Source organism: Mesorhizobium sp. M0621 (genome assembly GCF_040320745.1).
GTDB lineage: Bacteria > Pseudomonadota > Alphaproteobacteria > Rhizobiales > Rhizobiaceae > Mesorhizobium.
Map to the genome: position 1 here is coordinate 118,893 of NZ_JAMYQF010000001.1, position 24,974 is coordinate 143,866.

General features: G+C 63.3%; 19 protein-coding genes and 1 pseudogene. 12 read left to right on the forward strand and 8 right to left on the reverse strand.

Annotated elements, in window-relative coordinates:
* The first annotated feature begins 244 nt into the window (after positions 1–244).
* The 3 genes from NKI38_RS00640 (at position 245) to NKI38_RS00650 (ending at position 2,612) form a co-directional block, all read left to right on the forward strand.
* The gene (locus tag NKI38_RS00640; protein ID WP_352653947.1) at positions 245–1,018 is read left to right on the forward strand and encodes an amino acid ABC transporter substrate-binding protein; all 774 of its coding nucleotides are present in this window, start codon (positions 245–247) and stop codon (positions 1,016–1,018) included.
* Positions 1,019–1,155: 137 nt separating this feature from the next.
* Positions 1,156–1,836: an amino acid ABC transporter permease gene (locus NKI38_RS00645; protein WP_352653949.1), complete on the forward strand. Its 681-nt coding sequence runs from the start codon at positions 1,156–1,158 to the stop codon at positions 1,834–1,836.
* Positions 1,833–2,612, forward strand: a complete 780-nt coding sequence (locus tag NKI38_RS00650; protein WP_352653951.1) for an amino acid ABC transporter ATP-binding protein — start codon at positions 1,833–1,835, stop codon at positions 2,610–2,612. The genes NKI38_RS00645 and NKI38_RS00650 overlap by 4 nt, the downstream gene beginning before the upstream one ends.
* Before the next feature lie 68 nt (positions 2,613–2,680).
* On the opposite strand, the gene NKI38_RS00655 is transcribed toward NKI38_RS00650, so the two are convergent.
* The 6 genes from NKI38_RS00655 to NKI38_RS00680 all read right to left on the reverse strand — a co-directional run bounded on the left by NKI38_RS00655 (position 2,681) and on the right by NKI38_RS00680 (position 10,794).
* Entirely contained in the window at positions 2,681–3,262 is a 582-nt protein-coding gene (locus tag NKI38_RS00655; protein WP_013529179.1) for a CarD family transcriptional regulator, read from the reverse strand.
* 367 nt (positions 3,263–3,629) lie between these two features.
* On the reverse strand, positions 3,630–3,968 hold the full coding sequence (fdxA, locus tag NKI38_RS00660; RefSeq protein WP_095487362.1) for a ferredoxin FdxA: 339 nt from the start codon (positions 3,966–3,968) through the stop codon (positions 3,630–3,632).
* Positions 3,969–4,204: 236 nt separating this feature from the next.
* Entirely contained in the window at positions 4,205–4,591 is a 387-nt protein-coding gene (locus tag NKI38_RS00665) for an RNA-binding S4 domain-containing protein (protein WP_352653953.1), read from the reverse strand.
* Positions 4,592–4,606: 15 nt separating this feature from the next.
* On the reverse strand, positions 4,607–8,026 hold the full coding sequence (locus tag NKI38_RS00670; protein ID WP_352653955.1) for a helicase-related protein: 3,420 nt from the start codon (positions 8,024–8,026) through the stop codon (positions 4,607–4,609).
* Between the two features lie 742 nt (positions 8,027–8,768).
* Positions 8,769–9,494 (reverse strand): acetoacetyl-CoA reductase, encoded by a 726-nt coding sequence (gene phbB, locus NKI38_RS00675; protein WP_352632840.1) that lies wholly within the window; start codon positions 9,492–9,494, stop codon positions 8,769–8,771.
* Positions 9,495–9,615: 121 nt separating this feature from the next.
* Positions 9,616–10,794: an acetyl-CoA C-acetyltransferase gene (locus tag NKI38_RS00680; RefSeq protein WP_352632839.1), complete on the reverse strand. Its 1,179-nt coding sequence runs from the start codon at positions 10,792–10,794 to the stop codon at positions 9,616–9,618.
* A 299-nt stretch (positions 10,795–11,093) separates the two neighbouring features.
* Between NKI38_RS00680 and phaR the strand changes: the two genes are divergently transcribed.
* The gene (phaR, locus tag NKI38_RS00685) at positions 11,094–11,708 is read left to right on the forward strand and encodes a polyhydroxyalkanoate synthesis repressor PhaR (RefSeq protein WP_352632838.1); all 615 of its coding nucleotides are present in this window, start codon (positions 11,094–11,096) and stop codon (positions 11,706–11,708) included.
* A 61-nt stretch (positions 11,709–11,769) separates the two neighbouring features.
* Here phaR and NKI38_RS00690 read toward each other — a convergent pair.
* Positions 11,770–12,908 (reverse strand): annotated as a pseudogene (locus tag NKI38_RS00690) (citrate/2-methylcitrate synthase).
* 92 nt (positions 12,909–13,000) lie between these two features.
* On the opposite strand from NKI38_RS00690, the gene NKI38_RS00695 reads away from it, so the two are divergent.
* The 3 genes from NKI38_RS00695 to NKI38_RS00705 all read left to right on the forward strand — a co-directional run bounded on the left by NKI38_RS00695 (position 13,001) and on the right by NKI38_RS00705 (position 16,260).
* Positions 13,001–14,089, forward strand: coding sequence for a citrate synthase/methylcitrate synthase (locus NKI38_RS00695; protein ID WP_352653957.1), 1,089 nt, complete (start codon positions 13,001–13,003; stop codon positions 14,087–14,089).
* 208 nt (positions 14,090–14,297) lie between these two features.
* Complete coding sequence (locus NKI38_RS00700; RefSeq protein ID WP_502899224.1) at positions 14,298–15,080, forward strand: 3-hydroxybutyrate dehydrogenase; 783 nt, start codon at positions 14,298–14,300, stop codon at positions 15,078–15,080.
* A 49-nt stretch (positions 15,081–15,129) separates the two neighbouring features.
* Positions 15,130–16,260, forward strand: coding sequence for a patatin-like phospholipase family protein (locus NKI38_RS00705; protein ID WP_352653958.1), 1,131 nt, complete (start codon positions 15,130–15,132; stop codon positions 16,258–16,260).
* A 33-nt stretch (positions 16,261–16,293) separates the two neighbouring features.
* Here NKI38_RS00705 and NKI38_RS00710 read toward each other — a convergent pair whose 3' ends face one another.
* On the reverse strand, positions 16,294–16,890 hold the full coding sequence (locus tag NKI38_RS00710) for a helix-turn-helix domain-containing protein (protein ID WP_352653960.1): 597 nt from the start codon (positions 16,888–16,890) through the stop codon (positions 16,294–16,296).
* A 121-nt stretch (positions 16,891–17,011) separates the two neighbouring features.
* On the opposite strand from NKI38_RS00710, the gene NKI38_RS00715 reads away from it, so the two are divergent.
* The 5 genes from NKI38_RS00715 to NKI38_RS00735 all read left to right on the forward strand — a co-directional run bounded on the left by NKI38_RS00715 (position 17,012) and on the right by NKI38_RS00735 (position 24,943).
* Positions 17,012–17,473: a (2Fe-2S)-binding protein gene (locus NKI38_RS00715; protein ID WP_136618385.1), complete on the forward strand. Its 462-nt coding sequence runs from the start codon at positions 17,012–17,014 to the stop codon at positions 17,471–17,473.
* Positions 17,474–17,475: 2 nt separating this feature from the next.
* Entirely contained in the window at positions 17,476–19,749 is a 2,274-nt protein-coding gene (locus NKI38_RS00720; protein ID WP_352653962.1) for a xanthine dehydrogenase family protein molybdopterin-binding subunit, read from the forward strand.
* Positions 19,746–20,354 carry a hypothetical protein gene (locus NKI38_RS00725; RefSeq protein ID WP_352653964.1) on the forward strand — a complete coding sequence of 203 codons (609 nt, stop codon included), beginning with the start codon at positions 19,746–19,748 and terminating at the stop codon, positions 20,352–20,354. The genes NKI38_RS00720 and NKI38_RS00725 overlap by 4 nt, the downstream gene beginning before the upstream one ends.
* A gap of 154 nt (positions 20,355–20,508) precedes the next feature.
* Entirely contained in the window at positions 20,509–21,684 is a 1,176-nt protein-coding gene (locus NKI38_RS00730) for an efflux RND transporter periplasmic adaptor subunit (protein ID WP_352653965.1), read from the forward strand.
* A 79-nt stretch (positions 21,685–21,763) separates the two neighbouring features.
* Entirely contained in the window at positions 21,764–24,943 is a 3,180-nt protein-coding gene (locus NKI38_RS00735) for an efflux RND transporter permease subunit (protein WP_352653967.1), read from the forward strand.
* Positions 24,944–24,974 lie beyond the last annotated feature (31 nt).

Consider the following 24,974-nt stretch of genomic DNA (forward strand, 5'->3'; position numbering starts at 1 on the left):
AGCCAGAACGTGCGGTGTGCGGGAATGGTTCCCTGGTTGCTGCCAGGCGAATCGTATGGCTTGAACGATGTCTGCACGGACCGGTAACGGCCTCGAGTGCCGCCAAGAAATGCCATTTAGAGAATCTGATTTCAGAAACGCGCTATTTTTGAAATCACGTTCCTTATTTTTTCCGGTTGTATCTGCCAGTTTCCAGCGCTCACAACACGCCGGGATATCCGGCCAAGGACGGGATCACAGAAAAATGAAATGGCTCAAGTCGCTCATTATCGCCGGAACGCTGCAGGCTCTGGCCGTCACCGCGGGCCATGCCGGTGCCAATCTCGACCAGATCAAGCATGCCGGGGTGATCAAGGTGGGTACGGAAGGCACCTATGCGCCATTCACTTATCACGACACTTCCGGCGCGCTGGTCGGCTTCGATGTCGAGATCGCCAAGGCGATCGGCGACAAGCTCGGTGTCGAGGTGGAGTTCCTCGAAGGCAAGTGGGATGGGTTGATCGCCGGTCTCGACGCCAATCGGTATGACGCCGTCATAAACGAAGTCGGTATCACCGACGCCCGCAAGGCAAAGTACGATTTCTCCGATCCCTACATCGCCTCCAAGGCGGTTCTGATCGTGCGCGGCGACAACACCGACATCAAAACCTTCGCCGATCTCAAGGGCAAGAAGGCGGCACAGTCACTGACCTCGAATTTCGGCAAGCTGGCCGAGACGAACGGCGCCGAACTTGTCGGCACCGATGGCTTCGACCAGTCGATCCAGCTGCTTTTGACCGGCCGTGCCGACGCCACCATCAATGACAGCCTGTCATTCCTTGACTTCAAGAAGCACAAGCCCGACGCCAATGTGAAGATCGCCGCGCAAGAGGAAAACGCCGACTATTCCGGCGTCATCGTGCGTAAGGGCGATCCGGAACTGGTTGCGGCCATCAACAAGGCGCTGGCCGACATCAAGGCCGACGGCACCTATCAGAAGATCGCCGACACCTATTTCGGCCAGGACGTTTCGAAGTAATCTTGTGAGGTGGGTCGATCTCCGGCCCATGAGACATATCAAGCGGCGAGCCGTCTTTGACGGCCCGCCGCTTTTGTCGTGATATGCCGACTGCGTTCGCGCCTTGATGAAGCCGCCTCGACCATTGGAGAGCTTACGTGCCGCACTGGCTGCAACTGATGCTGGAGTCACTGCCTTCGCTGTTGTGGGCGGCTCTGATCTTCACGGTGCCGCTGACGCTGTTGTCCTTCGTCCTCGGATTGACCGTCGGCCTTGGTGCAGCACTTGGCCGACTATTCGGGCCGAAACCGCTGGTCGCGCTTGTGCGCTTTTATGTCTGGATATTTCGCGGCACGCCGCTCCTGGTTCAGCTGTTCCTGATCTTTTACGGCCTGCCGTCGGTCGGCATCCTGCTCGATGCCTTCACGGCTGCGTTGATCGGCTTCACGCTCAACATCGGCGCCTACACGTCGGAAATCATCCGCGCGGCGATAGGCTCGGTGCCGAAGGGCCAGTGGGAGGCCGCCTATTCGATCGGCATGACCTGGAGCCAGGCGATGCGGCGCACGATTCTCCCACAAGCCGGCCGGGTCGCGGTGCCGCCGCTCTCCAACACCTTCATCTCGCTGGTCAAGGACACGTCGCTGGCGGCCGCGATCACCGTGCCGGAAATGTTCCAGGCGGCGCAGCGCATCGTCGCCACCACCTATGAGCCGCTGATCCTGTATGTCGAGGCGGCGATGCTCTATCTGGCGATGAGTTCGGTGCTCTCGGCCTTGCAGACCCGGCTGGAAATCCGGCTCAACCGCTATGGTGGCTTCCTGGAGGCGCGCTCATGATCGGCCTCACCAACATCGAGAAACGCTTCGGCGACAATCTTGTGCTGAAGGGCGTGACGGTCACCATCGCCGAAGGCAGCGTCACGGCGCTGGTCGGCCCTTCGGGCGGCGGAAAAAGCACTCTTCTGCGCTGTATCAACCTCTTGGAGATCCCGACCTCGGGCACGGTGCGCATCGGCGACGAGACGCTCGAATTCCACCCCGGCGGCAGGGTTCCTGCCAGGGATATCCAGCGCCTGCGGCTGCAGACCGGCATGGTGTTCCAGAACTTCCAGCTGTTTCCGCACCGCACCGCGATCGAGAATGTCATGGAAGGGCTGGTGACGGTGCTGAAATGGCCGCCGGAGAGGGCACGCGAGCGAGCGCTCGCCCTGCTGGAGAAGGTCGGCATGGTGCACAAGGCCGATGCCTGGCCGGCGACGCTGTCGGGTGGCCAGCAGCAGCGCGTGGCGATCGCCCGGGCGCTGGCGCCGTCGCCGAAAGTGCTGCTCTGCGACGAGCCGACGTCGGCGCTTGACCCCGAACTGGCGCAAGAGGTGGTCGACGTGCTCGGCAAGCTCGCCAGCGAAGGCACGACCATGGTGATGGCGACGCATGATCTGCGCCTCGCCTCCAAGATAGCTCAGGAAGTGGTGTTCCTCGATGCCGGCGTCATCGTCGAGAAGGGGCCGGCCGCAGTGCTGTTCGGCAATCCGGAGCACCAGCGGACCAGGCGGTTCATTGCGACGCTGAAGCAGGAGGCGGCGAAGGAAGCTGGCGGCGAAGGATCGCTGTAGTTTCACCATCCCAAAAGCAAAAAACCCGGCGCAAGGCCGGGTTTTTCATGAATTCAAAGGCGGAAAGCTCAGGCGGCTTCTTCCTGCTCGGCTTCCTCATTGTCGGCCTTGGCGCCACGCTTAGGGCCCTTGTTGAGGTTGACCTCGATCAGGCGCACGGCCTCGGTTTCCGACATGCGGTTGACGGCCGCGATCTCGCGAGCCATGCGGTCGAGTGCCGCCTCGTAGAGCTGGCGTTCGGAATAGGACTGCTCCGGCTGGTTGTCGGCGCGATAGAGGTCGCGCACAACTTCCGAGATCGAGATCAGGTCGCCGGAATTGATCTTCGCATCATATTCCTGGGCGCGGCGCGACCACATGGTGCGCTTGACGCGGGCGCGGCCCTGCACGACCTTCAGCGCGCGCTCGACATAATCTTCTTCCGACAGCTTGCGCATGCCGATGGAGGTCGCCTTGGCGACCGGCACCTTCAGGCGCATCTTGTCCTTCGAGAAGTCGATGACGAACAGTTCCAGCTTGTGTCCAGCGACTTCCTGCTCGTCGATCGAGACGATCTGGCCGACGCCGTGTGCCGGATAGACGATGTACTCGCCGGTCTTGAAACCGTGACGCGCAGCGGTGGACTTCTTCTGCGGGGTGATCGTAGCCATTACGCCCTGAACTCCTTGTTGTGGTGCCGGCGTCCTGCCGGTCCGAACTCGCGCGATCGGGAAAGCCGATCGTTAGCCGCACAACAGATGAACCCGTCGGAAAAGCCGGACCGGCAAACCGCAACATTGCGACCGCCTGGCCCAGATCGCTCTGGTCCGAATGGGATTTTCACCTTTCAGTGATTTGGGGCGTCTGCGCCATAAATCGACGTTGTGTCACCGGCATGTTTTGTTGATGTAACACAAAAAGTCGGAAGAATCAAGGTTTTGCTGCATAAGCGAAGGCCGCAGGCCAGCGCCGCCTGTCAAGGCGGTTAATGTGACGTGCCTCTTACCCCATGTAATACCGGCCTTTGCGGCCGTGTTGTCAATCGCCTTCGCCGGGCTCGGCCGAGAAGTATTTCTCGAACTTGCCGGCCTCGCCGTCGAAAGATTTGGCGTCTGCCGGAGGCTCCTTCTTGGCGGTGATGTTGGGCCATTTATCGGCGTATTCGGTGTTGATCTGCAGCCATTTGTCGAGGCCGGGCTCGGTGTCGGGCTTGATCGCATCGGCCGGGCATTCCGGCTCGCAGACGCCGCAGTCGATGCACTCGTCGGGATGGATGACGAGCATGTTTTCGCCTTCGTAGAAACAGTCAACCGGACAGACCTCGATGCAGTCCATGTATTTGCATTTGATGCAATTGTCGGTCACGACATAGGTCATCGGTCGGCTCCGGGACGTCCCATTTTTGTTGGGCTTTTTCCGTCAGGTAACGCCTTTATCGGCTGCTTGCAAGGGTAGCCATTGCGAGCGGTGCCGGTGTTTCCGGAATGGAATTCCAGACGGCAGGCCCGGCGGAAGTCGGTCATGCCCTGCCGAGTGTCTTGTTTGCCGGGGTCGGGTTTTGTTTTGCGTGTGTCGTTGCCTCAAAACCGCTGCGTGTTTATGGACGCCACGCATCAATCTTCGCCGAGCAAGTGGTCGGTCTGGCGGCGTTCCTTCTTGGTCGGGCGGCCGCTGCCGGCCTCGCGCAGCCCCGGAAGCGCATCGGCAGGGGCTTCGCCCTTCGGCGCGGGTGGTGGCGACATATCCTCGTACAGCGTGCGGGCCTCCTCGGCCGGGCCACGCCGCACCCCGGTGCCGAGCACCTTCCAGACGAAGATGCGCCGCTCGAGCGTGATGGTCAGCACGTCGCCGGGCTTGATCAGATCGGAGGCCTGCGCTGCTTTGTCGCGATTGATGCGAACCCGACCGGCGACCACCAGTTTCGCCGCCAGCGAGCGTGATTTCACAGCGCGCGAGAAGAACAGCCATTTGTCGATACGCTGGCGGCCCTCGACGACCATCGAAGCGAGCCGGGTCTACTTCTTCAGCTGGTCGCGCAAAGCGGCGAGCTTGGCAAAGGGCGAGTCCGGATCGAAGCGCACTGGGCGCTCCTCGCGCGGCTTCGGCTGGAAAGCCGGCTTGCCGCCTTGCGCACCACCCTTGCCATCCGGCCTGCCGCCCTTCCAGTCGGGCCGGCCTTCGCGGCGGTCGGGACGCTCGCCTTGCGGCCGGCCGTCACGCCGCTGTTCGCCTTCGGCCTGCGGCTTGGGCTTGAACTTCGAGCGGTCGAAGCGCGGTTTGCCGGCACCGTCGCGTCGGCCCTCATGGGCCGGACGTTCTCCGGGAGCAGCCGCGGCCGGTGCGCCGGCGGCATCCGCAGGCGCATCGCTTCGGCCGCGCGCTTGTCCGTTGCGTGGGCGATTGTTCCTGCGGTTGTCGTCGCGGTTGCGCGGGCGCTGTTCGAAACGACCCTGACGCCACAACAGGATGGGTTTTGGCGCTTCGGCTTCCGGGGCGGGTTCGCTGCTGGCGGCTGCTTCAGCCGCCGCTGCAGGTTCGTTCGGCGCGGCGTCCGTTGCGGGCGCGGCACCTGGCGTCAGCTCGGCCGGTGCGGTTTCAATCTCGGCAGCTTCAGCCTCCGCCTGCGGTTCAACCGGCGCAGGTTCGGCGGCCTCTGCGACAATCTCGGCTACCGGCGCTTCGTCCTGCGCGGTTTCGACCGGAGTGTCCGCCTGTTCTGCCACATCGGGTACAGCAGGTTCTGCCGCGGCGTCCGCGATGATTTCGGCAGGACTTTCGGCCGGCGTTTCCGAAACGGCCACTGCGTCCGATGCCGGCTCCGAACCTTCGACCGCTGCCTCCGCGGCTGCGTCGGTTGCCGCGGCTTCTGCCGCTTTGGCCTGTTCGGCACGTGCCGCCTCTTCCGCCGCCAGCTTGGCAGCGGCAGCTTCGCGCGCGGCATTGTCCTGTGCTTCGAGCCGCGCCTTCACTTCGGCCGGCGGCTTCGGCTCGGCGCGGTAGCCCAAGCCTTTCAGGATTTCTTCCATGTCGTCCGCGGTGGCGCCGAGGATCGACATCATCGGCGGCGTCACCATGAAGGACTGGCCGTCATAGGCGCCGTCAGGGCGCTGGCCGAGGCCGGGCTTCCAGTTGGTCGCCGGGCGGATCAGGTCGGCCAGCCGTTCCAGGATGTCGATGCGCACGGCGCGGCGGCCGAGATTGCGGTAGCCGGCGAGCTTGTAGAAGGTCTTGTCGAAGGTCGGATCGATGACCACCGAGGTGCGGCCGGAAGCGAGCGCGTGGACCACATCGCCAAAGCCGGGCTTGTCCTTGCCGTCGTTCTTCAGCGCCCACAGAAGGGTCACCAGTCCGGCGGGCGCCGGCTTGATCAGCGCCGGCACGAAGACATGGTAGGCGCCGAAGCGCACGCCAAGCCGGCGAAGGGCGGCGCGGCCTTCCTGGTCGAGCGACTTCATTTCCTCGGCGATGTCGCGGCGGTTGATGAGGCCGAAATTCTCGACCAGCTGGAAGGCGATGCCGCGGCCGATGCCGGAAATCTGATCGGCGTTCTTCAGGTCGACCAGCGGCTTCAGCAGTGATTCGATCTGGAAATTGACGAAACGCTCGGCCCGCGCGGCGACCTTGTCACGTGCCGGGCCAGTCAGCTGTTCGTCGGCCAGCAACACCAGGCGCGGCTTCAGCGCGTCTTCGCCGGAAACCAGCGTGCCGATCGGCGCGCCGATCCAGCGCAGCGTGCCGTCCGAGCCAAGCGCGATGTCGCCATTGGCCGAGGCGCCAAAGCGTTCGGCGCGCGCCTCGAACTCGGCGGCCAGCGCCTTCTGGGCGGCCGGGCGCACGGCCTTGGCGTCTTCGCCGCCGACCGTCTGGTCGGCGGTGAAGCGGAACCCTTGCAACTCGCCGACATGGTGGCCTTCGACAAGGACGGTTCCGGTAGGACTAATTTCGGCTTCAGGCATGGTATTTTCTCTAAGGCGCCGCATGAGGACGGAAGTCCTGCGGTCTACGAAGCGTTTCGTCAACCGCTCATGCAGCGCATCCGACAATCTGTCTTCGATTTCGCGCGTCTTTTCCTGCCAGTGTGCCTGATCGGCCAGCCAACCGGGCCGGTTCGACACGAATGTCCAGGTGCGGATCTGGGCAATGCGATGCGACAGCGTGTCGATGTCGCCCTCGGTGGTGTCGGCGCGGCGCACCTGCTCGGCCATGTAATTCTCGTCGACATGGCCATGCCGTGCAAGGTCCGTGTAGATCGAAGCAACGAGGTCTGCATGCTGGGCCGGCGCGATCCTGCGGTAATCGGGCAGCGCGCAGGCCTCCCACAGCAGCGCCACGCGTTTGGCATTGGTGGCAAGCGCGCGGATGTCTTCATCGCGCGACAGATATTCAAGCGCCTGCGCGTCGACCGCAGGCAGCGCACGCGTCAGCCCTTCGACCGGGGCATTGGTTTCGATCGAGCGCTTCAGCGCATCAAGGCTGGCGAAGTCGAAACGCGCGGTTCGCCATTGCAGTACCTTCACGGGATCGAAATCATGGCCTTCGATCTTCTTGACCAGTTCCTCGTCCAACGGGTCGACCTGGCCGGTGACGCCAAAGGTGCCGTCGCGCAGATGCCGACCGGCGCGGCCGGCGATCTGGCCAAGCTCGGCCGCCGTCAGGTTGCGATACTGATAACCATCGAATTTGCGGTTCTGGGCGAAAGCGACGTGATCGAGATCGAGGTTGAGGCCCATGCCGATGGCGTCGGTGGCAATGAGATAGTCAACATCGCCCGACTGGAACAGCGCCACCTGGGCGTTGCGGGTGCGCGGTGAGAGTGCGCCGAGCACGACGGCGGCGCCGCCTTGCTGGCGGCGGATCAGTTCGGCGATGGCGTAGACTTCATCGGCGGAGAAAGCGACGATCGCCGTGCGCCGCGGCAGGCGGGTCAGTTTCTTGGAGCCGGCATAGGCAAGATGCGACAGCCTCGGCCGCGTCACCACCGAGACGCCTCTCAGCAAGCGCTGGAGGATGCCGTGCATGGTGGCGGCACCGAGCAGCAGCGTTTCCTGGCGGCCGCGCAGATGCAGGATGCGGTCCGTGAAGATGTGACCGCGCTCGAGGTCGCCGGCAAGCTGCACCTCGTCGATGGCGACGAAGGCGGCATCGGTTTCGCGCGGCATGGCCTCGACCGTGCAGACCGAATATTTCGCGCCCGTCGGCTGGATCTTTTCCTCGCCGGTGATCAGCGCCACCTTGTGGGCGCCAACCTTTTCGCAGACGCGGGTGTAGACCTCACGCGCCAGCAGCCTAAGCGGCAAGCCGATGATGCCACTCTCGTGCGCCACCATGCGCTCGATGGCGAGATGGGTCTTGCCGGTGTTGGTCGGCCCAAGCACGGCGGTCACGTCGCGGCCCGACAGGATCAGCGGCTCAGTGTGTTTCGGCTGGATGTTCATTGACCTAGAATAAGGCTTCTGGGACCTGGAAATAAGGCTTTCTGGCCTCTGGCTGTCGGGAGCGTGCCTCAAGTGGCGCGTATGACAGGTGACACATAGGGATTTCGGGCGCGAAGCGAAAGCGGAATGTTCCGCCAGCGGCCCGAAGTCGTCCTTGTCAAGCTCCGGATTGGTTGCGGATTAACGGATAGAACGAGTCTGGAACGAATCGGCGACGAATCAGTGACTCCTGCAGATTCAGCTTTTGTTCACGGCTACATGTGGATTTTGCGACCGCTGAACGCACCACATGCTGAATCGCCGAACTGGCCCGTTTCATGCTTGGAGAGTGCAAGGCGGGCATCGCCATTAACCTTTGCTGATGAACGATCCTAATGGCTCTGTGTGCCCTGCCCAAGATTATGAAATTGTTTATCTTTCCTAACTTGAGGTTAAGAATTCGGCGAGCGATTCAGGCCGCCATAGTTAACGTTCCGGTCAAAGCCGGAACGAATCGGCGACGAATCAGCGATGTCAGAATATTCCTGGTTTGTTCACCCCAACATCTTGTGTTGTGAACAGCTTATCCACCGAGAATCCACAGGCTTGGGAACAGGTTTCGCACAGGGCAGCCAGCCGCTGTTAACCTCTGCGTGCCGGATTGGGTCAACACCCGACGAGGGCATTTTGAAAGGACCAGGCCGGCAACGAAAAACGGGCCGGTGTGCCGGCCCGTCGATCTATCGCCTACATCGCCGCGTCGTCAGGCGAAATACTGGCCGCCATTGGCTGTGATGGTTGATCCCGTGATGAAGCCGGCATCTTCGGATGCGAGGAAAACGACGCAGCGCGCGATTTCTTCGGGCTCGCCGAGGCGGCCGACAGGGATCTGCGGAATGATGCGATCGTTGAGCACCCTCTCGTCGATCGCCTTGACCATTTCGGTGGCAATGTAGCCGGGGCAGATGACGTTGACGGTGATGCCCGCGCGTGCCCCTTCCTGCGCAAGTGCCTTGGAAAAACCGATGTCGCCGGCCTTGGCGGCGGAATAGTTGACCTGGCCAGCCTGGCCCTTCTGGCCATTGATCGAGGAGATGGTGATGACGCGGCCGAACTTGCGGTCGCGCATGCCGCTCCATAGCGGATGCGTCATGTTGAAGACGCCGGACAGGTTGGTGTCGATGACCTCTTTCCACTGTTCGCGCGTGATCTTGTGGAACATGGCGTCACGAGTGATGCCGGCATTGTTGACCAGCACCGAGACCGGGCCGAGATCGGCCTCGACTTGGCTGATGCCGGCGACGCAGGCATCATAGTCGGCGACCGACCATTTGTAGACCGGAATGCCGGTCTCGGCCTTGAATTTCGCCGCCGCGTCGTCATTGCCGGCATAGTTCGCGGCAACCGAATAGCCGACGGTCTTCAATGCGATCGAGATCGCCGCGCCGATCCCGCGCGATCCGCCTGTGACGATTGCTACCTTGGTCATGAAGTTCCTCCTCCCTAGAGTTTTTTGTGAATGGTCAATGGTCAATAGTGAATGGTGAATGGTCGAAGACGGACGGCTACCCCGCCATTCACCATTTGCCATTCACCATTCACTCTTTTTCTCAGATTGCCTCCACGCACATGGCGACGCCCATGCCGCCGCCGATGCAGAGCGTGGCGAGGCCCTTCTTGGCGCCACGGCGACGCATCTCGAAGACCAGCGTGTTGAAGACGCGGGCACCCGAAGCGCCGATCGGATGGCCGATGGCGATAGCGCCGCCGTTGACGTTGACGATCGAGGGATCCCAACCCATGTCCTTGTTGACGGCGCAGGCTTGCGCCGCGAAGGCCTCGTTGGCCTCGATCAGGTCGAGATCGCCGACCGACCAGCCGGCCTTTTCCAATGCCTTGCGCGAGGCAGGGATCGGGCCGGTGCCCATGATCTGCGGATCAACGCCGGCGGTTGCCCACGACACGATGCGCGCCAGCGGGGTAATGCCGCGCCTCACCGCCTCCGCTTCGCTCATCAGCACAGCACCCGCGGCGCCGTCATTGATGCCGGAGGCGTTGGCGGCGGTCACCGTGCCGTCCTTGTCGAAAGCCGGCTTCAGCTTGGTCATGGCGTCGATCGTGGCGCCGTGGCGGATGTACTCGTCCTGGTCGACGATGGTGTCGCCCTTTTTGCCCTTGATGGTGACGGCGACGATCTCGTCCTTGAACTTGCCGGCCTTCTGCGCGGCCTCGGCCTTGTTCTGTGAGGCGAGCGCGAACTGGTCCTGGTCGTCGCGGGTGATCTGGAACTGACGCGCGACGTTTTCGGCGGTGTTGCCCATGTGATAGCCGTTGAAGGCATCCCACAGTCCGTCCTTGATCATGGTGTCGATCAGCTTGAAGTCGCCCATCTTGACGCCGGCGCGCAGGTGCTGGGCATGCGTCGAAAGCGACATCGATTCCTGGCCGCCGGCGATGATCACCTTGGCATCGCCGGTGGCGATCTGCTGCATGCCGAGCGCAATGGCGCGCAGACCCGAGCCGCAAACCTGATTGAGGCCCCAGGCCGTGGTTTCCTTGGGCAGGCCGGCATTGATCGATGCCTGGCGTGCCGGGTTCTGACCTTGCGCGGCGGTCAGCACCTGGCCGAGGATGACCTCATCGACCTCGCCTGGTTCGACACCGGCACGCGACAGCAATTCCCTGATGACGACGGCACCGAGCTCATGCGCCGGGGTGGCGGCGAAGGCGCCGTTGAAGGAGCCGACCGGCGTGCGCGCCGCACTGGCAATGACGATGGAAGCGGACATTTTCTTCTCCAGACTTCAAGGGTGTTGTTCTGTCGTTGAGGACTTTTCTTGCCCTTTCCCAACCCCAAGTCAAACCGGAAATGGGCATGGCGCCCATGCGCCGCAAGCAGGTCGCGCCTTGCCATGGCGGCCGTTTGTGCATTGCTGCGCAGCATATTTTGCCTGCTATGCAGCATTTAGTAATCCCGCACTGCACAAACTGCTTGGAATTGTGCGGCTTTTGCGCATATCCTCGAAAAAGGCACAATCGTTATCGGCGGCTTACTCAGAGGCGCGCCGGTGTCCCCGGGAGGATGTAGATGGCCGCTAAAGACGATCCGATCATCATCAAGAAATACGCCAATCGCCGCCTCTACAACACCGGCACCAGCACCTATGTGACGCTCGAGGACCTCGCCGAGATGGTCAAGAAGGGCGAGGAGTTCACCGTCCAGGACGCCAAGACCGGTGACGACATCACGCATCCGGTGCTGACCCAGATCATCTTCGAGCTGGAGAACAAGGACGGGCAGAACATGCTGCCGATCCCGTTCCTGCGCCAGCTGATCGCCTATTACGGCGACCAGATGCAGATGATCGTGCCGAGTTTCCTCGAACAGTCCATGCTCGCCTTCTCCAAGGAGCAGGAACGCTTTCGCGAGCAGATGAAAGGGGCGCTCGGCAAGTCGCCGCTGGACATGATGAAAATCACCACGCCGATCAAGGCGCTGGAGGAACAGACGCGCCGCAACATGGAAATGTTCCAGAATGCGATGCGGCTGTTCACGCCATTCCCACCGGCGGGCTCCGCGCCAGCCGCTGCGCCGACTCCCGAGCCGGCGGCCAAGAAGGAAACGCCTGACAAGCCCGACGATCTTCAGGAGCTGAAGGACCAGATCGCGGCCATGCAGCGCAAGCTCGACACGATGTCTTGAGACGTTCGATCGCTGCTCGTCCATCTTTTCCGAAGACGGGTACCCCTTTCGGGGTCATGCCCTACGGCAGCACTCCCACATAGCGGCCGCGCGGCCTGATGATGCTTCCGCTGTTATCTGTTCGACCGTGTGCGCGGCCCAGCCGACGCTGCGTGCGAGCGCGAACAGGCGGAACGGTGCATCGCGCGGCAAGCCAAGGCTGCGCGTCAGCGCGGCCAGGCCAAAGTCAATGTTGGGAAGCGCACCGGTCGCGGCACGGGCCGCATCGCACAGCGACGATAATGTGCCGTCGACCTCGATCACCGACAGCAGTGCCTCCGCCCGCGGATCGCCGTCGGGATAGAGCGGATGACCGAACCCCGGCAACGGCCGGTCGTGGCTGAGCCAGCGCCGGATCGCCGCATCGGCGCCGTGCCGTGCCGCATCCTCGGCCAGTTGCATCACCGCTTCGCCGGCCCCGCCATGGCGAGGGCCTGACAGCGTCGCCAGCCCCGCCAGCAGGCAAGCGGCCAGCGGCGCGCCGGTCGAGGCAGCGACACGGGCGGCGAACGTCGATGCGTTCAGTTCATGGTCGGCGAGCAGGACAAGCGCGCGGCGGATCGCTTCCGCCCCCGTTGCGTCTACCGACCAGTCCCGCGCCAGCCGTTGATGGACCGGATCCGACCCCGCCGATGCGCCCAAGGCACCGGCCAGAACGCCGACAGCGTGCGCGGCATCGGCATGCAGCGAGGCGGCGTTGCGTCCGAGTGAAGGCCGCCCCTGGCCGGCAAGCACCGCAAGCTGCGCGAAGGCCGAGGCTCGGCCGGCTTGATGGGGCGCATTCGGCGACGGTGCTCGGAAAGCCACTGGTTGAGGCCGAGCCCAGAGCAAGGCGGCTGTTTCTTCCAGTGTGGCACTCGCCGAAAGCGCGACGGCGTCCTGGCCACGATAGACAAGGCGACCGTGCAAGACGGTCGAGATCAAGGTGACGATCGACGGTTCGCCCCAGGCAATGGCGCTTTCGGCGATGGCCGACGGGCTCCGTCCGCGCGCCCGACGAATGGCCAATGCGGCAATATCGTCGGCGCGATACTGGCTGCGGCGCGGATCGGTCCGGTCGGGCCGCATGCCGATGCGCCCACGGCTGACATAGGCGTACAGCGTCTGCGCCCGCACCTTGAGGCGTTCAAGTGCTTCTTCCCGGGACAACCACTCGGACATATCGAACTCTGATATTGATTCTATTGATCAAGATTGATGGACATGTTGCCCAGCCTTATCTCCAATCCGCAAACGCTTCAAGGAGACAAGCTATGGCGAATGGGCTCGACGATGTGGTTGCGGCGGAAACTGTGCTCTCCGACGTGGATGGCTTGGGCGGCCGTCTGACGATCCGGGGCCATTCTCTGCCGGAACTAGCCGGCCGCTGGAGCTATGCCCAGGTGGTTCGGCTGCTGCTCGATGGCTTTTTCGACGACCTTCCCGATGATGCGGAACTGACGCGGGCTCTCGGCCAGGCGCGTGCTGACGTGTTCGAGCGGCTTTCGCCCTCGCTGCCCTTGCTGGTATCGCTCCATGTCTACAGCGCCATGCGCGCCGGCATGGCGCTGCTGCCGGACGACGACACGCTGGCGGGCGCCTTGCTGTTGATCGCGGCACCAGCGGTGCTGACGCCGGCCCTGCTTCGCCTGCAGCGCGGCGAGGAGCCGATCGCGCCGGACAGCCGGGCCGATCATGCCGCCGACATGTTGCGGATGCTAAGCGGCGCAACTGCGTCACCGGCGCTCGCAAAAGCGCTCGACACCTATCTGGTGACGGTCTGCGATCACGGTCTCAATGCATCGACCTTTGCGACCCGCGTGGTCGCGTCGACGCAGGCCGGCCTGACATCGTCCGTATTGGCCGGGCTCGGCGCGCTCAAGGGGCCGCTGCACGGCGGCGCCCCCGGCCCTGTCATCGAGATGCTGGATGCAATCCAAGCGCATGGCGATGCGGCCGACTGGCTGCACGACGAGGTCGCGCACGGCGAGCGCATCATGGGCTTTGGGCATCGCATTTACCGCGTGCGCGATCCGCGCGCCGATGTGCTGAAAGCGGTGGTGCGGCAACTCGGCGGCGAAGGCGAAACCGGCCGCCGGCTGGCTTTCGCGGAGACAGTGGAACAAGCGGCGCTCGATGTGCTGCGGGTCGCCAAGCCGTCGCGCTCGCTGCAGACCAATGTCGAGTTCTACACCGCGCTGCTGTTGGAAGCGGCGGGCTTTCCCAGCCACGCGTTCAGCAATGTCTTTGCCGCCGGGCGTGTCGCCGGCTGGATCGCGCATGCGCGCGAGCAGCAGACGACCGGTCGGATGATCCGGCCGCAGTCGCGCTATGTCGGGCCGGTGCCGGACCTGGTTGCCTGAAGCTTTCTTTGCTTTGCGGGGAAGGACGGGGCTTTGCGGGGAAGGACGGGGCGATCCAGTCTACGTCCTTCCTGGGAGCGGCTGCGGCCGCTCATGACGAAAATTTCATCTCACCGCACAAGTCCGGCCGCTGTTATTGCGTCGCATTGAGCATATATGCTGCACTGCAACATAGACCTGCTTTTGCCGCAACCAGAGGATTCCGCCCTTGGCCACCAGAAAAACCGCTGTCGTCACCGGCTCCACATCGGGCATTGGCCTGGCCATCGCCCAGGCGTTGGCGGCCGAAGGCCACAGCGTCGTCGTCAATTCTTTCTCCGACACGGAAGCCGACCACGCCATCGCCGATGCGATCGCCAGAGAGCACGGCGTGAAGAGTGCCTACATCAAGGCCGACATGTCGAAACCGGCTGAATGCCGGGCGCTGGTCTCTAAGGCGGCAGAAACGTTCGGATCGGTTGATATTCTGATCAACAATGCCGGCATCCAGCATGTCGCGCCGGTGGAAGACTTTCCAATCGAGAAATGGGACGCGATTGTCGCGATCAACCTGTCTTCGGCATTCCACACCATCGCAGCCGCCATTCCGCTGATGAAAAAGGCCGGCGGCGGCCGGATCGTCAACATCGCCTCGGCGCACGGCCTCGTCGCGTCGCCGTTCAAGTCGGCCTATGTCTCGGCCAAGCACGGCATCATGGGGCTGACCAAGACCGTCGCGCTCGAACTGGCGCGTGACAAGATCACCTGCAACGCCATCTGCCCGGGCTATGTGCTGACGCCGCTGGTCGAGGCGCAGATTCCCGACCAGATGAAAGCCCACGAGATGGACCGCGAGACCGTCATCCGCGAGGTCATGCTGGACAAGCAGCCGACCAAGGAATTCGTCACGGTCGAGCAGATCGCGGCAGCGGCGGTGTTCCTGTGTTCGGACGCGGCGGCGCAGGTCAACGGCACGCATCTCTCGGTCGACGGCGGCTGGACCGCCGCGTGAGGTCCAAAATTTTCTCATCTACCAAACGGGACAGATCAAGGACGACGCCATGACCAAAAACGGCAAGGCGGAGGAGACGAAGAAGATCAACATCGCACTTCAGGGCGGCGGCTCGCACGGCGCCTTTTCCTGGGGTGTGCTCGACCGGCTGCTGGAGGACGGCAGGCTGGAGATATCGGCAGTGTCCGGCACCAGTGCCGGCGCCATGAACGCGGTGGCGCTGGCCGATGGCTTCGTCCGCGGCGGCGTCGACGGCGCGCGGCAAAAACTCGACGATTTCTGGCGCGCGGTGGCGGCTAAGGGCCGGTTCAGCCCGGTGCAGCGCATGCCGTGGGATGTCGCCTGGGGCAACTGGTCGATCGAGAACACGCCCGGCTATGTCTTCTTCGACACCATGTCACGGGTATTTTCGCCCTATGTCGCCAACCCGCTCGGCCTCAACCCGCTGCGCGACGTTGTCGAGCAGGAGATCGATTTCGCCAATGTCCGTGCCTGCAAGTCGATGGAGCTGTTCATCTCGGCGACCAATGTCGAAACCGGACAGTTGCGCGTCTTTTCCGACGGCGAGATCGACCTCGACACGGTGATGGCGTCGGCCTGCTTGCCGCAACTGTTCCGCGCCGTCGAGATCAAGGGCGTGCCCTATTGGGACGGCGGCTATGGCGGCAATCCGGCGCTTTATCCGTTCTTCAAGACGGCCGCGACCGAGGACGTGCTTCTGGTGCAGATCAATCCCGTGGTTCGGGAAGGAACGCCAAGGAGCGCCAACGAGATCCAGAATCGCATCGACGAGATCACCTTCAATGCGGGGCTGCTGCGCGAATTCCGTTCGATCGCCTTCGTCAAGGAGTTGATCGCTGCCGGCCGTCTGCCGCATGGCGAATACCGCGACATCCGCATGCACCGCATCGATGCCGACGAAGCGTTCAAGGACCTGTCGGCATCATCGAAGGTCAATGCCGAATGGGCGTTTCTGACCTATCTGCGCGATCTGGGCCGCACCGCCGCGACCGACTGGCTGGAAGAGAATTACGACGCCGTCGGCAAGCACCCGACGCTCGATCTGTCGGGCGAACTCGATGACGGTTTCAAGCCGGTGCGCGGCCCCGCACCTGGCCGGCGGGTCAAGGAATTCCTCGCTGTGCGCAAGAATCCCGAGGTGGTTCGCCGTCGCGCTTAAACGCCCAATCGATGTTCATCGATTGGGCCGCGATCATGCTTTCAGGGTGAGGTCGATCACCCTGATCAGGGCGGCGGCTGCCTGTCGCTGCCCCTCCGGGTCGCTGATCCGCGCCTTCATGCCTTCCAGCCCGTCGAGCAGCATGTCGGCAAGCAGTTGTGTCGACAGGCCCCTGGCCGCCAGATCGACGCCATTCCTGGCTGCCTCGCCCTCGATCGCGGCGGCGATATGTTCGCCAAGCCCGCCGCGCCAGCATCCGACCAGATCGCCAAGGCTCGATTTCATGTCCAGCAGTTCGGCGCCGTGCGGCGAGGTAACGACCGCGCTTATCATCGAGATGAAGGCCTCGTCGATGGCTCGCATCATGCGCTCGACGAAAGCGCCGTCGCCGGCAAGAGCCACCTTGGCCGCCTCGACCGAGCGCGACAGGATCATCATGGCGATGGCGCGGAAAATGTCGGTCTTGTTCTTGAACAGGAGATAGAGCGCCGGCCGCGACATGTCGGCGGCGCGGGCGATGTCGTCCATGGTGGTGCGGGAGAAACCGTAGGCCAAAAAAACCTTCATCGCCCCATCCAGGATGCGGACGCGTTTGGGGTCGGCTGCGGCGATGTCTTCGATCTGATTCATGGAGCAATTCTATCCTGCAAAATCCTTATTGACAAAATGACGTAATTTGTCAATCTGTATCAGGGCGAAGCGACCAAGAGGGCGCTTTGCCTTCGGGCAGTGGAAAACAAAGGGTATCCCCATGCGCCTCACCGTCGACGGACAGTCATTCGATATCGACGCCGATCCGGACATGCCGCTGCTGTGGGCGCTGCGCGATCTCATTGGCAAGACCGGACCGAAGTTCGGCTGCGGCATTGCCGCCTGCGGCGCCTGCACGGTTCATGTCGACGGTCAGCCGGTGCGTTCCTGCTCGCTTCCGGTCGGCCAGGTCAGCGGCGCCGTCACCACCATCGAAGGCATCGGCACGGCGGGCAGACTGCATCCGGTGCAGCAGGCATGGTTGGAGGAACAGGTCGCGCAATGCGGCTACTGCCAGGCCGGCCAGATCATGAGCGCGGTGGCGCTGCTCGACGAGGTCGCCGACCCGAGCGACGCCGACATCGACAATGCCATGGGCGGCAATCTCTGCCGCTGCGGCACCTATCCCAGGATTCGCTCGGCCATCAAGAAGGCCGCGGCGCTCAAGACGGCGGGGCTCTGACCATGGCCAGTGTCGGAAAGATCGCCCGCCGCACGTTCCTGATTGGCGCTGCCGCTGTCGCGGGCGGCGTTGCCGTCGGCTACTACTATTATCGCAAGCCCTTTCCGAACCCGCTCGAGGCCGATCTCGGCGAGGGCGAGGCGACGTTCAACCCCTATGTGAAAATCGGCGCCGACAACACCATCACCATCGTCGCGCCGCGCGCCGAGATGGGACAAGGCATTTCGACGACGCTGGCCGTCATGGTCGCAGAAGAACTCGATGTCGGCCTCGATCGGGTCAAGGTCGAGCACGGCCCAGCCTCCTACGCCTATTACAACGCCGCGATCCTTGAAGAGGGCGGCCCGTTCGCGTTCTTCGACGAGAGCATGACCGCGCAGGCGGTGCGCTCAGGTCTCGGCGTGGTCGGCAAATTCCTTGCCCTGCAGGGCACGGGCGGTTCGGCTTCGACACGCGACGGTTTTGACAAGATGCGGCAAGCGGGTGCTGCTGCCCGGCAGATGCTGATCGCGGCGGCGGCGCAAAAACTGGGTGTCGCCGCGACCGATCTGGAAACGGCGGACGGTTCGATCCTGCACAAGGCGTCTGGCAAGTCGCTGACCTATGGCGCGGTCGCCGCGGCCGCTGCCGCGATGGTACTGCCGGCCGAAGTCAGGCTCAAGGATCGAGCCGACTGGAAACTGCTGGGAAAGCCGCAGAAGCGCATCGACATGCTGGCCAAGGTCACCGGGGCGCCGATCTTCGGCATCGATGTCCGGCTGCCGGATATGCTCTACGGCACGGTCAAGATGAGCCCACGCTTCTGGTCGAGGCCGGTCAAGGCGGACCTATCGAGGGCCGAGAAAATGCCCGGCGTGATCAAGATCGTGCCGCTCGAGACGAATTACGGCCATGGCTTCGGCATCATCGCCGAAAACACATGGGCGGCGTTCAAGGCTGCCGAGGTGATCGACGCCCAGTGGTCCGATCCCGAATATCCGCTCAGCAGCGCCGCCATATCCGATGTGCTGAAGCAGGCGCTTGGCACCAAGGGTTCGGTGATGCGCGACAATGGCGATGTCGACAGCGCCTTTGCCGATGCGCCGCGCGAAAGGATCGTCGAGGCCGATTATACCGTGCCCTATCTGGCGCACGCGACGATGGAGCCGATGAACGCGACGGCGCAGCTTAGGGATGGCGCGCTCGACATCTGGTGCGGCAACCAGGCGCCGACCCTGGTGCGGCAGCTCTGCGCCAACGCGGTCGGCATCGAGCAGGACAGGATCACCGTGCACACCACCTTCATGGGTGGTGGTTTCGGCCGGCGCGTCGAGGTGGATTACGCGCTATGCGCCGCGCTGATGGCGAAGGAGACAGGCGGGCGTCCGATCAAGGTGACCTGGACGCGCGAAGAAGATATGCGCCACGATGCCTACCGGCCGGCAGCAATCGGTAAGTTCCAGGCACGGCTCGGCGACGATGGTATGCCGGTCGCCGTCGATATGAAGATGGCCTCGCCATCGGTGATTGCCGGCATGCTGCGCCGGCTGTTTCCCTCGATATCGCCGCTCGGTCCCGACAAGACCATCGTCGATGGTGCCTATGACCAGCCCTACACCATCCCGAACTATCGGGTCAGCGGTGTCGCGGCGCCGGTCTCCATCCCTGTCGGTTCCTGGCGCTCGGTCGGCAGTTCGGTCAACGGCTTCTTCCATGAGGGGTTCATGGACGAGATCGCCGCCGCCGGGAAAGTCGACCCGGTCGAGATGCGCAAGACACTGATGGCCGCCTATCCCTCGGCGGTGAAGGTGGTGGAGAAAGTCGCCGCGATGGCGAAATGGGGTGAGGCGCTGCCCGCCGGCAAGGCCAAGGGCATGGCGTTCACGCTGTCCTTCGGCAGTTGGGTCGGCGAGATCGTCCAGGTGGCGGATACGCCGGCCGGCATCCGTATCGAGAAGGTGTGGATCGCCGCCGATGTCGGCACCGCGCTCGATCCCGGCATCATCGAGGCGCAGCTGATCTCCGCCGCCATCTATGGACTGTCGGCAGCGATGGGCCAGGAGATCACCTTCGCCGACGGCGTGGTCGAACAGTCGAACTTTCACGACTTCGATGCCATGCGGATCTTCCAGTGCCCGGTCTTCGAAGTCGCCGTCCTGGAAAACTTCCACAAGATGGGCGGCGTCGGCGAGGTCGGCACACCGCCGGCAGCACCAGCCTTGGCCAACGCCATCTTCGCGTTGACCGGCAAGCGCATCCGGACGCTCCCTTTGTCCAAGGAGGTGGCCTTCGCATGAAAAGGTTCCTCATCATGCTGACGCCTGCTGCCATGCTCGTCCTCGCGATGCCGTTCGCAATCGCGCAAGAGAGCCAGACGCCGGCGCCAGCGACGGTCGACGCAGCAAAAGGCCTGTCCGAATGGGGCAAGGTCTATGCGGTGTTCTCGCATCCACGCTGCGCCGACTGTCATGTCGCGGACGACCGGCCGCGCTGGTCCGGCGCGCATTATGGCGGCACCCGCGTTCACGCCTTCAATGTCCAGCGCGGTGCTGATGGATCGGGCTTCGGCAATCCGGGCCTGCGCTGCACGACTTGCCATTTCTCCAGCAATTCCAATGCACTGCATGGGCCGCCCGGGGCCGAGAGCTGGCATCTGGCACCAGCCGAGATGGCCTGGTTCGGCAAATCCTCGGCCGAAATCTGCGCCCAGATCAAGGATCCCCTGCGCAATGGCAACCGCAGCTTGAAGGATATAGCGCTGCATGTTCGCGACGACAAATTGGTCGCCTGGGGCTGGGCGCCGGGGTCGGATCGTGAGCCGGCTCCGGGCTCTGCCGAAGCAACCTATCAAGCTATCGAAAACTGGGCGGCGGCGGGCGCATCTTGTCCGGTGGCGCAATGATCTTGCAACTTTCGGACTATATTGCGGTGCAACTTTGATGTAGAAGCGCGCTTCGCCGATCACGGCAAATTGAACACGGCTTGGCGCGCACCCATATCGGCGACGCGCCCGCGTTATGAGGACGCTGGCCGAACCCGCAGTGGAAAAAACGACGATGCCGAGAATCAGGTTTCACAAGCTTGCAGCCATTGTTGTGCTCATTGGTTTCGCGGCCTGGATGGCGACAGGCGAGTTTTCGTCGGTCGGCAGCGTAGCCGCCAACAAAGCCAAGGCAGCCGAAGTCGAGCAGGCCAAGGCGCCGGACGCCAACAAGCCCAAGACGGCGGAAGCCGAGCCGAAGGCACCACTGCGCGCCGTCGCGGTGGTGACGCCGCCGCGCAAGACATATGCACGCGCCATCCGCATTTCCGGGCTGACCGAAGCCGACAAGCGGGCGGTGCTGGCGACTCGCGTCGCCGGTGTCATCGACAAGCTGCCGGTCAAGCAAGGCCAACACGTCAAGACCGGCGATCTGGTGATGATGCTTGCGGCGGAAGAAAAGATCTCGATGGTCGACAACGCCAGGCAATTGGTTGTGCAGCGTCAGGCCGAGTTGGAAGCATCGCTGCGGCTGATGAAGTCAGGCAATTTGCCGAAGCTGCAGCTCGACACCGCGCGCTCCAATCTGACCCTGGCGCAATCGCAGCTGGATACCGCGCAGGCCGAGCTTGACCGCAACGAGGTCAAGGCGCCGTTTGACGGCGTTATCGACAGGGTGCCGGTGGAACTTGGCAGTTCCATCATGCAGGGCGGCGAGGTGGCAACCATCCTCAAGCTTGACCCGGTGATTGCCCGCGGCGAAGTCAGTGAGCGCGACCTTGGCTACCTCAAGCTGGGCGACAAGGCCAATGTACGGCTGGTCAGCGGCCAGACGGTCGAAGGCACCGTGCGCTACATCAGCCGCGACGCATCGTCGGCGACGCGCACCTTCCGCGTCGAGGTGGCGATCCCCAATGGCGATGGATCCGTGCCAGCCGGCATGACGGCGGAAATCGCGCTCAACGCGCAACCGACCGACGCGGTTCTGCTGCCGCGCTCGGTGGTGACGCTCGGCGACAAGGGCGACCTCGGCATCCGTGCCGTCGGCAAGGATAACAAGGTGGCGTTTTTCCCGATCGACCTCGTCGACGACACGCCGACCGGCCTCGTGCTTGGCGGCATCCCGGCCGACGCGCGTATCATCGTCGCCGGCCAGGAACTGGTGAAGGAAGGCGACCTGGTCAATCCGGTCGAGGCCGACCAGGCGACCATCAAGAAGCTGCTCGGCGAAGCGACTGCAGGCACGCAGTAGCACAGATCCTACGGACCAGCCTTGGGCGGGGACAATCGGCTGCGACGCAGCTCCTGAAATTCAAGAACAGGCGTTAGCCATGGATATCGTCAGACTCGCAATCAACAATGCCCGCCTGACCATCTCGGTCCTGGTCTTCCTCATCCTTGCCGGCGCGGTCGCCTACCAGTCGACGCCAAAGGAAGCAGAGCCCGATGTTCCGATTCCGATGATGTATATCAGCCTGATCTATCAGGGCATTTCGCCTGAGGATTCGGAACGGCTGCTGTTGCGGCCGATGGAAAGCAAGCTGAAAAGCTTGAAGGGGCTCAAGGAAATGCGTTCGGCCGCCTTCCAGGGCGGCGGCTACGTGCTGGTCGAGTTCCAGCCGCAGACCAATCTCGCCACCGCGCTGCAGGATACGCGCAGCAAGGTGCAGGACGCCAAGGCTGACCTGCCGCAGGCGGCCGAGGAACCGACGGTCAACGAAGTCAATATTTCCGAGTTTCCGGTGCTCGTGGTCACGCTGTCGGGCGAATTGCCCGAACGCGTGCTTACGGCCGCAGCACGCGAACTGCGCGACCGGATCGAAGAGGTGCCCGGTGTTCTCGAAGGCTCGCTGCAAGGTGCGCGCGACGACCTTGTCGAAGTCGTCATCGATCCGATGAAACTGTCTTCCTACGGGCTGCAGCTCGATCAGATGATCGGTGCGGTCGGCAACTTCAACAGTCTGGTTGCCGCCGGCAACATCGAGGGCTCGGAAGGCAAGTACGCCGTCAAGGTGCCCTCACTGATCGAGACGCCGGAGGATGTGGCGGCGCTGCCGGTGGTCGCCGGCCCCAATGCCGTGGTGCAGGCCAAGGACATCGCGACGATCCGCTCGACCTTCAAGGATGCCGAGACGGTGACCCGTCTCAACGGCAAGCCGGCCATCGCCATCGAAGTCAAGAAGCGCATCGGCTCCAACCTGATCGACACCATCGCCAAGGTGCGGACGGTGTCCGACGATTTCGTCAAGTCCATGCCTGAGGGCATGAACGTCACCTACACACAGGACAAGTCGGTCTTTGTCAACCAGCTGCTGGGCGACCTGCAGAACCACGTCATGATCGCCGTCATCCTGGTGTTCATCGTCATTCTCTATGCACTGTCCGGTCGTGCCTCGCTGCTCATCGGCCTGGCCATCCCGTCGTCCTTCCTGATCGGTATCCTGCTGCTTGCGATGATGGGCTACACGATCAACATGATCGTGCTGTTCAGCCTCATTCTGGCCGTCGGCATGCTGGTCGACGACGCCATCATCGTCACCGAGTTCGCCGAACGACGAATGAGCGAAGGCATGCCCAAGGAGGAAGCCTTCGCGCTTGCCGCCAAGCGCATGGCCGGTCCGGTCATTGCCGCGACGATGACGCGCATCGCCGCCTTCTCGCCGTTGCTGTTCTGGCCGGGCATCATCGGCGACTTCATGAAGTATATGCCGATCACACTGATCGTCACGCTGTCGGCCTCGATGCTCTACGCGCTGGTGTTCGCACCGACGCTGGGGGCGATCTTCGCCAAGGCGCCGCCGCATCACGAGGATGACAATCGCGATGGTTGGTACATGGCGATCGTCAAGCAGGCGGTGCGTTTCCCGATCACCGTGCTGCTGCTGACCGTCGCGCTGCTGTTCGGCGTCGGTTTTGCCTATTCGAAATACGGCGCCGGCGTCGAGTTCTTCCCGAATGTCGAGCCCGATTATGGCTTGCTTTACGTGCATGCGCGCGGCAATCTCTCCCTGGCCGAAATGGATACGGCGACCAAGATTGCGGAAGACAGGCTGCTCGGCTGGCCGGGCGTGAAGTCGGTCTACACCCGCGTCGGCAAGACGCAAGGCGGCGGCCAGGACATTCCCGAAGACGTCGTCGGCGTCATCCAGTACGAATTCATCGACTGGCGCGAGCGCAAGTCGGCGAACCACATCCTGGATGATCTGCGCGGCGTCATGGCCGGCATTCCCGGCGTCGATGTCGAGGTGCGCGTGCCGGAGGCTGGTCCGCCGACTGGCAAGCCGATCCAGATCAGGCTTTCGGCCGTCGACCCCGAGGGGCTCGACGACAAGGCCCGTGCGGTCGCTGCGCGTATCGGCAAGGTGCCTGGCGTCATCGACATTTCCGATGGCCTGCCGCCGCCCGGCGTCGACTGGGCGCTCGATGTCGACCGCGCCAAGGCGGCGCAGTACGGCATCAGCCCGACCTCGGTCGGCACAGTGGTGCAACTGGTGACCAACGGGTTGAAGCTCTCGGAATACCGTCCGGCCGGCGCCGATGACGCCGTCGACATCCGGCTTCGTCTGCCGGAAGATCGCCGCACGCTGTCGACGCTCGACGAATTGCGGGTGCAGACCTCGCAAGGCTCGGTGCCGATCTCGAACTTCGTCTTACGCAAGCCCGAGCCGACGGTAGGCATCCTCAACCGCATCGACGGCGCCCGTACGGTGGTCGTCCAGGCTAACGTCGCCGCCGGCGCCCAGGTCGCGGCCGTGCAGGAGCAGGTCACCAAGGCCGTCTCCGATATGGATCTGGGCAGCGGCATCCGCTGGAAGCTGGCTGGCTCGAACGAGGACAGCGCCGAAGCCAGCGCCTTCCTCAGCAAGGCCTTCGGAGCGGCGATCTTCCTGATCTTCCTGGTGCTTTTGGCGCAGTTCAACAAGTTCACCAGCGTCTGGCTGGTGCTGTCCTGCGTGGTTATGGCGACGATCGGCGTGTTCCTCGGCCTGCTGATAACAGGCGAGACGTTCGGCATCGTCATGTCGGGCATCGGCGTCATCGCGCTGGCCGGCGTGGTGGTGAACAACAACATCGTGCTGATCGATACCTATGATCGGCTGCGCGAAGAGGGCTGGGACAAGGTCGAGGCGGTGCTGCAGACTTGCCGCGAACGCGCCCGCCCCGTGGTGCTGACGGCGGTGTCGGCCATTCTCGGCGTGCTGCCGATCGCCTTCGGCCTGGGCCTCGAAATCTTCCATCACGAGACGACGATCAACGCGCCGTCGACGCAATGGTGGATTTCGCTGTCGTCCGCGATCGTCTTCGGCCTGTCCTTCGCCACGGTGCTGACGCTGGTGGTGACGCCGTCGATGCTGATGGTGTTCACCCGCGCCAAGGTCAAGCCGGGCGCGCGGCGTGGCTGGTTCAGCCGGCTGTTCCGGCGCGGCAAGGGCGAGATCTCGTCGACCGATGCGCCGGGGCAGGATGTCGGAGCGGAGCCAGAGATCGCCTTTCCAAAAGCCGCCGAATAGACCACCTGTCTGCGTTTCTCTGACGCAAAGG